Here is an 11,397-nt window from a genome sequence, read left to right as displayed (position 1 = left end):
TTTGTTGATAAAATAAAATTGTTATGGGAGGTCTTAGTTAAATGTATAGATCTAGAATAAGGTTTGGAAATGGACTAATAGATATGGCGTTTGATGCCATGACCGGAGAGCTTATAGAACTTGTAAACACAAAAAATGGTGATAATCTACTAAAAAACTGGAACGAACTTAGGAGTATGCCCTTTTCTATTGAGGTGAGGACAAAGGATGAAAAGATGGTAGTTATTAGGCCTGCTAAGTATAACTTTTTATTGGAATATAGGGATTTAAAGCCTAAATTTATATTGAATGAATTAGATACAGGAGAAAAAAGCATTTCTATAAGCTATAAAAGCTTAGTATCTGAGGATAAGATATGGAATATTGGGGTCACATATACCGTAGAGATTAGGTCTGGAGAGTGTGAAACCCTTTGGAAGATATTTATTAAAAACGAAGAAACAGATTGTGTGGTAACTTCAGTTAACTTCCCTAGCGTTTTTGGAGTATACCTTGGAGAGCATTGGAATGATGATCAGTTAGTCTATCCCTTTAACTCCGGAGAGAAAATTGTAAATCCAGTTGAAGCATATGAAAAACAGCCTAGTGCTATTGGCTGGAAGTGGCAGGAATATAAATATGTTTATTTTATGGATGGAATAAATACAAACAAGGATAAGGACGGAGCATTTTTTAGACAATTTAAATATTCAGGTCCTTTGTCTATGATGTGGCTAGATTATTATGATAAAAATGGGGGGCTCTATCTTGCATGTTATGATGAAGATTTTATGGTGGGAGGGCTCAGGGCAGAGACGTTTGGCACTAAAAGACCAGGAATGGGCTTTGGGGTAATTAAATATCCTGAAATACACTATGGTGAAGCGTGGGAGTCCCCATATTTTGGAATGGCAATACATGAAGGAGATTGGCACTGGGGGGCAGATAACTATAGAAGATGGAGAAAATCATGTCAAGCCCCTATAAAACCATTTCTACCTAAATGGTTTAGAAAAAGCTGTGGGATGGTGGCACATTATGATTTCAAATATCAAAATGGGGAAATAGTTCATAAATTTTCTGATATACCTAAATTATATGACCAAGTAGAAGAGATGGGATTAAACCATATCTTAATTTCTGGATGGCATAAGGATGGATTCGATAATGGATTTCCCCAGTATCTACCTGATGGGGATCTTGGGACAGAGGAAGAACTTATTAATGCAGTAAAATATATAAGGGATAGGGGAGGGCATGTAACCTTTTATATAAACAGCCAATTGTGTAATACAAAATACCAAGACAGACAAGGACTAATTGAAGAGGCGGGAGTTAAAGATTTAGATGGTAATATCAAAACAGAAGGCTATGGTGATAGCGAATCTATAGTCTTTGCTACCATGTGCAATAATGCTGAATCTTGGCAAAAACATCTTAAGGATGCAATATTTTATCTTATAGATATTATAGGAGTAGATGGCATATATTTAGATCAACTCGGAATGGCTGCACCACAATTTTGTTTTAATGGGGATCACAAACATCATCCAGCAGCATGGAATAGGGGATATGAAAAGATTCTTTTAGATGTTATTCAATTATTAAGGGATAGGAAAAAAGATGAAGATGATATGCCTGTTATCTTCTATGAAGGGGTTACTGATATTCATGGTTCGTATGTTTCAGGACAATTGATTTCTACATTTATACACTACCATACTGGAGCATATCCAGAATTATATAGATATACTTTTCCCGATCAGATGTTAATAGATATGGTTTATCCACATAAAGGTTTAGCCATGCGACCGGTACATGTAGGTCAAGTTTCAAGGGAGATGATAGATAAGGCTTTTATAATGGGATTATACCTTTGGATATATGATCTGGAAGAGGATAATACATTTAGTTCTGATCCTGAACAATTTAAATATTTAAAGGACGTTATAAAATTGCGTAAGGTTTGGCTAGATCTATATGGTTATGGAGTATTTAAGGACACTATGGGCATTGATGTTAGTGATAATGACATTACAGCAAAACTCTATCAGCTTCAAGATGGTTCTAAGCTTGTGGCTATAAGCAATAGAAAAAAGAAGGCTTGCAGTAATATAAGAATATATTGTGGGAGGCAGGATGTTAAAAAAGTAATATGTCATTATATTGATAATCCTAATAATCCTATTGAAACTGAATATGAATGGATTCAAGATGAAGAAAAGGGCTTTGTAGATATAAAAACTACGGATAGTGAACTTGCTCTGATTTATGTAGAAGTAAAATAACCTACATTTAAGAGTGACATGGAATGCAAGGGGGAGTTTTCTTGTCAGAGAAGCAGTATAGGGGTGGTTATAAAAAGTTTTGGTCATCTAGGTAGTAAAAGGGTATTAAACTCTGGTAAGATAATATAAATTTTCCTTTGGAGGCATTTAGATGTTTAAAAAGGTATGTAGTTGTGTTATAAATATAGTAGAGGTTAATATAATACAAGGAGGAGAGAGATGGAAAGATTAAAGAAGTTTAAAACGGCGTTTATAATTTTCTCCATATTCTACATTGTGCTGGGTTTTGTACTAATAGCACGACCTGAAACATCTGCACGTGCCATCTGCAGAGTATTTGGTGCATTGATACTGATACTTGGTGTTATAAGGGTTATAAGATATTTTGCAGGAAATGATTTTGCAGACCAATTTAGATTCGATCTTGCACGTGGAATTTTGGCTGTCATGTTCGGTATCTTTATGCTTATTGCTCCTAATGCTGTTATTGTGGCGCTACCGGTACTGCTGGGACTTGCTATTATCATTGACAGTGTATTGAGACTACAATTATCCATTGATTTAAAAAGGCTGCAGTATGAAAAATGGTGGCTAGGTCTTGTACTAGCATTAGTAACTGGCGTATTGGGAGCAATGTTGTTATTCAATCCATTTGCTGGAAGTGTTGCCCTTACTATGTATATAGGAATTTCCCTTGTAATAGACGGTATAGTAAACATTTGGGCATTGATTCTCTTAACAAAACATTTTAATAATTATAGTATATGGTGACTGATTAATCAGTTACCATTTTTATATTTAAATTGGTTTGTTAATATTTTATCAAGGAAAAAATAGTAATAAAATAAAAAAATTACTTGACATGGATAAATACATAGTGTACACTTTAAAGTACAGTTGATGAGGTAAAATCAAAAAATGTATACATATATAGGCTGAGAATAGGAGATAGCCGAGATATTTACAGCTTAATGTGCTGTGGATATGGGTGCTGTCTTTTTCTATTGGAATATTTAGGCTTACTAGGACATTCATGATCAGTAAAACTACATTTGTATTATAATAATGACCACTGAAAATTCTTTGTTTACTTTGTGAATAAATAGCAACTGGAGTTCAAAGCAATAAGTTAACAGGTTTTTAACATGAATTTTATTTATATCTAACTAGAAATCTACTGCTAGACTTTTAAATAAAACTCGTTGATCAAGCGGTAAATACCGTTTAATCATAAAGAAACATTAAATCTTTATGGAAGGGAGATTTATTATGAGAACCAAAAGATTTATTGCGATGCTTCTTGCAATAATGTTGTGCTTAGTGGCCTTTGCAGGTTGCTCCAAAGATGAATCAAAAACAGAGACAGGGGGCAAATCGGAAAACAAGACGGAGACTTCGAAAAAGGATAAAAAAGAAGAATCTCCATACAAGGTAACAGAACCTATCACCATAGAATGGTGGCATGCATTGGAGGAACAGTATTCAGATCTTATTGATGATGTAGCAGAGAAATTCCATGCTACAGGTACCAACGTAAAACTTGAACCTATCTATCAAGGAAGTTATAGCGATCTTAATGAAAAATTAATTGCAGCACTTGCTGCTAATACAATGCCTGCATTATGTGTAGCTAATACACCATATGTGGCAGAGTATGGTGCATCAGGAGTTTGTGAAGACTTGACATCATATATAGAAGCAGATAATTTTGATATAGACGACTTTGGGATAGGGTTGATAGAATCATCAAGCTATGAGGGAAAACCTATTTCTCTACCTTTTTTGATTTCTACACAGGTTATATATTATAACAAAGATATGGCAGATGCTGAAGGTATTAAATTGCCTGAGAAATGGTCAGATATGGATGAATTTTTAGATGCTGCGGCAAAAATTGAGAATGGGAAGACAACCCGTTATGCAACTTGTGTACCAGGCTGGGATCAGTGGTATTTTGAAACATACTACAGAAATGCCGGAGTAGAGATTGTAACGTCCGACAATAAGACAGATCTTGATGGACAAAAGGCTATAGAGATTGCAGAACAATTTAAAAAATGGTACAATGATGGCAAAATCAACTGGTGCTATGGCACCAATGCATCTACAGATATGCGACAAAGCTTTTTTGATGGGAAAACATTTTCAGTAATGCATACATCATCTCTATACAATATGTATGTCGACAACTGTGATTTTGAAGTAGGAATGGCTTGGTATCCAGGGGCAGATACACACAACTCTGAAGTAGGAGGCTGTATACTGCTGATTCCTGCAAAAAATGATCAAAAAACAAAGAATGCAGCTTGGGAGGCTTTAAAATTCCTGACCAGCAAAGATGTTAATATGGAATGGGCATCTGGATCAGGATATATGCCCACACGTAAATCAGTTTTAGAAACGCAAGAAGGGGAGGATTTCCTTAAAGAAAAACCTGCATTTAAGGTCATCTTTGATAATCTAGATAATATTAAGCCAAGGATTCAACATCCTGCATACCCTGCCCTTTCAAAGGAATGGATGAATGCTATGGCAAAATCCATCATTGAAGATACGGATATGCAAAAGACTATGGAAGATGCAGCAAAAATCATAAATGATACCCTTGCAGATGAGTAAGGCCTAGGCCTTACTCATATCAAATCTCGTAAAAACGTTCTTGTTTGGAGGATGAAATTATGATAGAGAGCGAACAAAAAATAAGGGATATGGGAACGTCAAAAAAAACAAATTATAGAAAACGTGAGAAGATAAAGGATTTCATGTGTGTTTTGCCTGCACTTGTTTTCCTTGCAATATTTGTATACTATCCTATTGTAAACCTCTTTAAGATTAGTTTTACCGATTGGAATCTAATTAAGGATGGTTATAAATATGTGGGAATGAAGAACTATAAATGGCTTTTTAATGGATCTGGATTTCCAATATGGTTGGATTCTTTGAAAATAACCTTTAAATATACCTTATATGAAATAGTAATTACTATTGTAGGCGGGATGCTCCTTGCCCTATTATTCAATCATTCCTCAAAATCGTTTTCTGTTATGAGATCTGTTGTTTTTATGCCAAAGTATATTGCAGTAGCAACAGCAGGTGTTGTTTTTATCTGGATATTGCATAAGGATTTTGGTGTATTAAATCAGACATTAGGTGTATTTGGTATTGATGCTGTTCCATGGCTTACATCGGAAAAGACAGCATTAAAGGGTATATTGATACTTACAGCATGGCGTGTAATGGGTTATTCCATGATGCTTTATATTTCAGCTATGAATAGTATTTCACAAGATTATTATGAGGCAGCAGAACTCGATGGCGCAAGCGGGTTTAAGAAATTCAAGTATATAACCTTACCGTTACTTTCGCCAATGACTCTATTTATATTTGTTACAACCTTCATTGCTTCCATGAAGGTATTTCAATCGGTAGATGTTATGACCGGTGGTGGTCCATACAATGCAACAAATGTTATGGTATATTGGATTTATAGCTTGGCATTTGTGGAGTTTAGAGTAGACAGGGCTGCAGTTGTATCCATAATATTCTTCTTCATATTGCTTATTTTTACTGCCATAACCTTAAAAATATCAAACAAATCGGTTAATTATGATGCTTAAGGGAGGAGGAAGACGAAATTGTCGAAAAAAAGAGTTGGTCTCATTTTTAGGTATATAGTGGCCGTAATTATAACACTAATAATGCTATTTCCTATTTATTGGATGATAATTACATCATTAAAGACATCTGAGGAACTGCTTTTACCTGTGCCAACACTCTGGCCCAAAAATTTTGCTTGGCATAATTATAGGGATGTTTTGAAAATGGCTCCCTTTGGTCTATACTTTTTTAATACCATAGTTATGACTTTGGGTATTTTAATCCTTCAGCTCTTAACTGGTATATTTGCAGCATATGGATTTTCCCACGGAGAATTTAAAGGGCAAAATATACTTTTTTTGATCGTTCTAGGGGCTTTGATGGTTCCCATACAGGTTACTTTTGTACCTATATATGTAATGATTGCAAAACTTAACTGGATCAATACTTTTGCAGGTCTGATAATTCCCAATGCCGTCTCTGCATATTTTATTTTCATGCTGAGGCAGAGCTTTAAAGCTGTAGATAAAAGCTATATTGAAGCGGGACGTGTCGATGGAATGGGGAGGATAGGCATAATATTTAATGTTTTGGTGCCCATGTGTAAACCTACCATACTAACGGTGACAATCATCACATTTATTGATGGGTGGAATTCATATTTCTGGCCCAAGATGGTTACTACCAATCAGACTCGAAGAACCCTAGCACAAGGAGTATATGAACTTCGTCGTTCATATGCTGGTCTTGAAACATGGAACTATAATCAGATTATGGCGGGAGCTGTTATGTCCCTTATTCCTATCATTGTTCTTTTTATAGTATTGCAGAAATATATAATAAGCGGTGTATCGAAGGCTGCAATGAAGTAAAAGGAGTAAAGTTATGAAAAATAGAAGGTATATAGTCTCTAAAATATTATGCCTTATGCTTGTTGTTCTACTGCTGTTGACTGCCTGCACGAAAGAAAATGATGAAGTATTTAATATTTCTAAAGACAAAGGCAGACTAACAGCACGTTTCTTTGATATATCATCTGGCACGGATACCAAATCAGGAGATTCTATGCTTATAAAATCACCTGATGGTTATACAATGCTTATCGATGCCGGCGCTCCAGAATGCGCTGGACAGATAAGCGAATATTTAAAAAAATTGAATGTAACTAAGATTGATTATCTCGTTGCCTCCCATCCTCATATAGATCATATAGGTGGGTTTAAAAAAATCATTAATGATTTCGAAATTGGTGCAATATATATGTCAGAACTTGAATATCCCACTGAAACATTCAAAACAACTATGAAAGCCATTGAGGATAAGGAACTTGATATACATTATTTAAAGCAAGGAGATACATTTAAATTTGGGGAGCAGGTGGATGCAAAGGTTTATAATCCTTCTGCCCCAATTGAATATTACGACAAATATCCGGAAGGGAGTACTCAATTTGTTAATGATCATTCCGTAGTACTTAAGATTACCTATGGAGAGGTTTCTATGCTTTTTATGGGAGATGTCTATAAACAGAAGGAAATGGAACTTTTAGAGCAATACGGCGATGAATTGCAGGCTAATCTTATCAAGGCAGGACACCATGGGTCAGATACATCATCTTCAAAGGCTTTGATTGAAACGGTGAAGCCCCAGATTGCGATATTTACCCATGACTCCATGGCGAGTTTGAATACATACAATGCCTACAGAAAACGTAATGCTATAGTCTATATAACAGGAACCGATGGTAATATTCTAGTTTCAACAGATGGAAAAACACTAAAAGATTTGGCAGAACGTGATAGGCCTAATGATTTTCTAGATTAGGCCTATTATTATATTGACCCTGTGCATGTATTAGTAGTATAATACATGCGCAGGGTCATAAATATTTTTGGCAGGTGATTGGTTTGTGGTAAATTTTCAGAGTATAAAGCTTAATAATAAGGATCCGGTATATGCGCAGATAGTGCTCTTTGTTAAGCAGCAGATTTTAACTAAAAATGCTGTTTCAGGTGAAGAGATGCCATCGAGGCGGGAATTAGCAGCTCAGCTTAATATAAACCCAAATACCGTTCAAAAAGCTTATAAACTATTGGAGAAAGAAGATATTATAGAAACACACGGAAATCAGGGAAGCATTATCTGCATAGATGAGGCTGGGTTTTCAAGGATTGAAGATGAGCTTACCCGTGGTATGGTAAGGGAGTTTATAAGTTCTGCAAAGGCTATTAACCTATCCTTTAAACGAGTTTTTGATCTTATCAGTGAGATGTGGGAAGAGGATTAATTTTTTTGACCTTTGTGTACTAGTATCATAATACAAGGGGTGTTATTATCATGAAGGATTTTTATCGCTTATTAAATTATGAGATTAGAAATATCTTTAAATTTGTACTTGTAATTTGTATTTTAGCTATTATATCTCCAATTGTGTTTTTAAATATTTCCATTAAGGATGGAGTGAACCTGTATCAGCCTTTTGAGTTTATATATGCCTCTTCAGGCTGTGTTATTTTATTTGTCATATATCTTGCATTAATGTGTTTGACTTTTATATATAGCATCTATTCAAACTATTTTGGAAGTAAAAGCATCTACACATTGCTGACCCTGCCCATAAGGCGGGAGCTAGTATATTTAAGCAAACTTATTTCTTTTTTTATTTCATTTGCGGCATTTTTATCTGCACAGCTTATAAGCATTCTATTGGGTTATTGGTTTGTAGCATCTCGTATTGCTGCTTTAGAGGAAGGCAAATATCTTATGACAAATGGGTTGTTCCTGTCTTTTGTTCGTTCTGATTTTTTAAGAATTATTTTCCCGTTGGGGTTAGAGAGTGCAGTTTCCACCATAAGTCTTTTTACAACTCTTTTGTGTGGACTGTATTATGGTGCATTATGCGAACGTAGCAGGCGGTATTGGGGGTTTTTTCCCATAGGCGGTGCTGTATTTATAATGATCAGCCTGCTTAATTATCGCATAAACCAAAGGATGTATGTTACCGATTACAGGAGTATGTATCTTCAAAGTTTAGTGCTATTTCTTTTTAGTGTATTTTTTGTCTGGCATAGCATTAAGATATTTAAAAAAAGTGCTGTTGCAGAATAAAATAATGGGGTGGTGATGAAAATGGGATGGGTAAAACGTAATATGGCCTTAGTTGTTCTTTTGATTTCTACTGTGATTCTTTTGACTATCTTTTTTAGTATATTTGGGCTTCAGAATAATAGTACATTGTATTTAAAGGATATAAAAGGGGATCGTAAGGTGCTATCTGATATTAAAATCATAGGGTATCTACAGGATAAGTATCATGCTCAAAGGTTTGATATAGAAGGTGGAGAGCTTTCCCATAAGTTTATATATTATGACAGTTTAGGAGATATGAAATTTCTTCCTGTAAAATATGGAAATGGAGCCGAAGCTGATAAGTATAGATACTGGTACAACTATAGATATGAGATTGCACCTGATGCTAACATAAGGCGGGAGTATACGGAAAATAAGATTCAGATGCAGTGTATAGATGAGAAAAAGGATGCTATAGAAAAAATTACTACGACATATGCAGATAAGATAGATGTATATATGGATGTTCGCTATGATTGGCTGGATATAAAGCCTAAGAAGAAGATGCCAGATCCTAATTATCTGTATTTTAAGACGGGAGTTCAATTGGAGAGAGAGTATATGGACTTTGTATTTGAAGGAAAAAAGACCTATTATCCAGAAGGTGGTCTAGCTGCAGAGGATGAGAATTTTCAAAATGCAGCAGACATTTACAGGTCTACAGGTTCGGGAATGGTTGTACTGAATGGAAGCCAGTATTTTACCGTCTTGACCCAGATAAATCCATATAGTCACCAAAGGTATACAGGAGAAAATGGAATTTTCAAGGCAGAGCAATATGATAATTGGTGGGGAGACAAAAAGGAGAAGGGTAAGGTTAGAAAGATTGCCTCTATTCCCATGGATGAAAATGATATTCAGGTATTAGGACTTCATGGGGTAGAAGATAAGTTGGTTGTAGTCATGCTGGTAGATGGTGTATTGACTTTGAGGGCATTTGATCCTCAAACGGGGAAAATGCTAGAAGAGATCTCGGTTCCACAGCTAGACATATCTAAACAACCGATCAGGTATGATGAATATGTGGATGGGGATATTATTCATCTTAATATTATAACAAATAATAATCCTGTAGATGAGTTACAGGTGGTATCAATACAGGTAGGGGATAGGCTAACATTGAAATCCTATGTAGATGGGATTAAATTTGAAAATCAGATGTTTGAACGGGTCCCAGCTATATCCTGGGTGGATGATAAACTGGTAGTTGCAGGAATATTAAAGGATATAGATGAACAGATGGAGAGTGAATATTTATATCCAAAGCGATTTATGATTTTTGTATTTGACGGTATGGAGAATAGCAGTGCGTTAATCTATCAAGGTGAAATAATAACCGATGCTGATGAGGACAACAATCGGTACAGGGGAGATTTAAGAGAGAAAGATCAATATGGATATAATTATTATGAAAGTAGAAATCTTGATTTTGTCGTTATAAAGGAAGGAGGCTTTAAATGATCCAACTCAAGCATATAAGGAAGACCTATGGTAATCAGGGTATCGGGTTGAATGACGAAAGTTTGATAATTAACAATGGAGAGATTGTCGGAGTACTAGGAGAAAATGGATCTGGGAAAACTACACTTTTAAAAACCATCATGGGACTTTGTGAAGTTCAGGCGGGAGAAGTATTGGTAGATGGTAGATCTGTGTCGGAACAATATGAAAAAATGGCTTTTATCACTGAAGAGGGCAGCTATTTTCCATATATGACTCCATATGAGTATGGAATTTTTCTATCTGATTTTATTCCTGCCTTTGATATGGAACGATACATAAGACTTATAAAATTTTTTGAACTGGAGCCATATAGAAAGATAAAAACTTTTTCCAAAGGACAAAAATCAAAGCTTGAAGTATCTGCAGGGTTTTCCAAAGGAGCGAAATACATTCTTATGGATGAGCCATTCCTGGGGAAGGATATGTTTACGAGAAAGGATTTTTTAAAGCTGATGATAACCAGTCTAAAATCCGATGAAACTATATTAATTGCTACCCATTTGATTGATGAAGTGGAGAATTTCCTAGACAGGGCTATAATACTTCGCTATGGAAGGATCAAAGCTGATTTTTATATAGATGATATAAGGGAGGAAGGGGAAAATCTTGCTTCTATAATGATGGATATAACTGGGTATAAGGAAGACAGATTTAAAGAAATATAGGGCATAAAAGATAAAGGGGCTACCCTTTATCTTTTTATATTATAGGAAATAATTTGTCGTAAAGAGACAAATTATTTCCTATAAAGGTGATATAATCAAATTATTATACTAGACCAGCTAATTAAAGTCAAGTAGTTTTATAAAATAATTTTGAAAGTTTCTTGAGGGTCTTCTTGCAGCAGAAAATTAAAAAATGGCATGGCAATGAGACCACCTAAGGAACATTGATTAAAAAT

At 35.1% G+C, this 11,397-nt stretch carries 10 protein-coding genes; all 10 read left to right on the top strand.

Going from position 1 to position 11,397, the window contains the following annotated elements; translation table 11 throughout:
• Positions 1 to 41: 41 nt before the first annotated feature.
• The 10 genes from EJN67_RS10140 to EJN67_RS10095 all read left to right on the top strand — a co-directional run bounded on the left by EJN67_RS10140 (position 42) and on the right by EJN67_RS10095 (position 11,161).
• On the top strand, positions 42 to 2,267 hold the full coding sequence (locus EJN67_RS10140; protein ID WP_129724199.1) for a DUF6259 domain-containing protein: 2,226 nt from the start codon (positions 42 to 44) through the stop codon (positions 2,265 to 2,267).
• 219 nt (positions 2,268 to 2,486) lie between these two features.
• Positions 2,487 to 3,038 carry an HdeD family acid-resistance protein gene (locus EJN67_RS10135; protein ID WP_129724198.1) on the top strand — a complete coding sequence of 184 codons (552 nt, stop codon included), beginning with the start codon at positions 2,487 to 2,489 and terminating at the stop codon, positions 3,036 to 3,038.
• 498 nt (positions 3,039 to 3,536) lie between these two features.
• Entirely contained in the window at positions 3,537 to 4,886 is a 1,350-nt protein-coding gene (locus tag EJN67_RS10130) for an ABC transporter substrate-binding protein (protein WP_165000835.1), read from the top strand.
• Positions 4,887 to 4,945: 59 nt separating this feature from the next.
• Complete coding sequence (locus tag EJN67_RS10125; RefSeq protein WP_243641283.1) at positions 4,946 to 5,884, top strand: carbohydrate ABC transporter permease; 939 nt, start codon at positions 4,946 to 4,948, stop codon at positions 5,882 to 5,884.
• Positions 5,885 to 5,902: 18 nt separating this feature from the next.
• Entirely contained in the window at positions 5,903 to 6,736 is an 834-nt protein-coding gene (locus tag EJN67_RS10120) for a carbohydrate ABC transporter permease (RefSeq protein ID WP_243641282.1), read from the top strand.
• Between the two features lie 13 nt (positions 6,737 to 6,749).
• Positions 6,750 to 7,688, top strand: a complete 939-nt coding sequence (locus EJN67_RS10115) for a ComEC/Rec2 family competence protein (RefSeq protein ID WP_129724196.1) — start codon at positions 6,750 to 6,752, stop codon at positions 7,686 to 7,688.
• Positions 7,689 to 7,773: 85 nt separating this feature from the next.
• The gene (locus EJN67_RS10110; RefSeq protein ID WP_129724195.1) at positions 7,774 to 8,151 is read left to right on the top strand and encodes a GntR family transcriptional regulator; all 378 of its coding nucleotides are present in this window, start codon (positions 7,774 to 7,776) and stop codon (positions 8,149 to 8,151) included.
• Between the two features lie 50 nt (positions 8,152 to 8,201).
• A complete protein-coding gene (locus EJN67_RS10105) occupies positions 8,202 to 8,972 on the top strand; it encodes a hypothetical protein (protein ID WP_129724194.1) in 771 nt (256 codons plus the stop codon).
• 21 nt (positions 8,973 to 8,993) lie between these two features.
• A complete protein-coding gene (locus EJN67_RS10100; protein WP_129724193.1) occupies positions 8,994 to 10,454 on the top strand; it encodes a hypothetical protein in 1,461 nt (486 codons plus the stop codon).
• Entirely contained in the window at positions 10,451 to 11,161 is a 711-nt protein-coding gene (locus EJN67_RS10095) for an ABC transporter ATP-binding protein (RefSeq protein WP_129724192.1), read from the top strand. The genes EJN67_RS10100 and EJN67_RS10095 overlap by 4 nt, the downstream gene beginning before the upstream one ends.
• Positions 11,162 to 11,397 lie beyond the last annotated feature (236 nt).

It is taken from the genome of Xylanivirga thermophila (assembly GCF_004138105.1).
GTDB classification, from domain to species: domain Bacteria; phylum Bacillota; class Clostridia; order Caldicoprobacterales; family Xylanivirgaceae; genus Xylanivirga; species Xylanivirga thermophila.
This window is presented reverse-complemented; position numbering and strand designations above follow the sequence as displayed.

What these genes read in the sequence shown, in the direction of transcription:
- EJN67_RS10140 (WP_129724199.1), top strand. Translation starts at nt 42, where the DNA reads ATGTATAGATCTAGAATAAGGTTTGGAAATGGACTAATAGATATGGCG.
- EJN67_RS10135 (WP_129724198.1), top strand. Translation starts at nt 2,487, where the DNA reads ATGGAAAGATTAAAGAAGTTTAAAACGGCGTTTATAATTTTCTCCATA.
- EJN67_RS10130 (WP_165000835.1), top strand. Translation starts at nt 3,537, where the DNA reads ATGAGAACCAAAAGATTTATTGCGATGCTTCTTGCAATAATGTTGTGC.
- EJN67_RS10125 (WP_243641283.1), top strand. Translation starts at nt 4,946, where the DNA reads ATGATAGAGAGCGAACAAAAAATAAGGGATATGGGAACGTCAAAAAAA.
- EJN67_RS10115 (WP_129724196.1), top strand. Translation starts at nt 6,750, where the DNA reads ATGAAAAATAGAAGGTATATAGTCTCTAAAATATTATGCCTTATGCTT.
- EJN67_RS10105 (WP_129724194.1), top strand. Translation starts at nt 8,202, where the DNA reads ATGAAGGATTTTTATCGCTTATTAAATTATGAGATTAGAAATATCTTT.
- EJN67_RS10100 (WP_129724193.1), top strand. Translation starts at nt 8,994, where the DNA reads ATGGGATGGGTAAAACGTAATATGGCCTTAGTTGTTCTTTTGATTTCT.
- EJN67_RS10095 (WP_129724192.1), top strand. Translation starts at nt 10,451, where the DNA reads ATGATCCAACTCAAGCATATAAGGAAGACCTATGGTAATCAGGGTATC.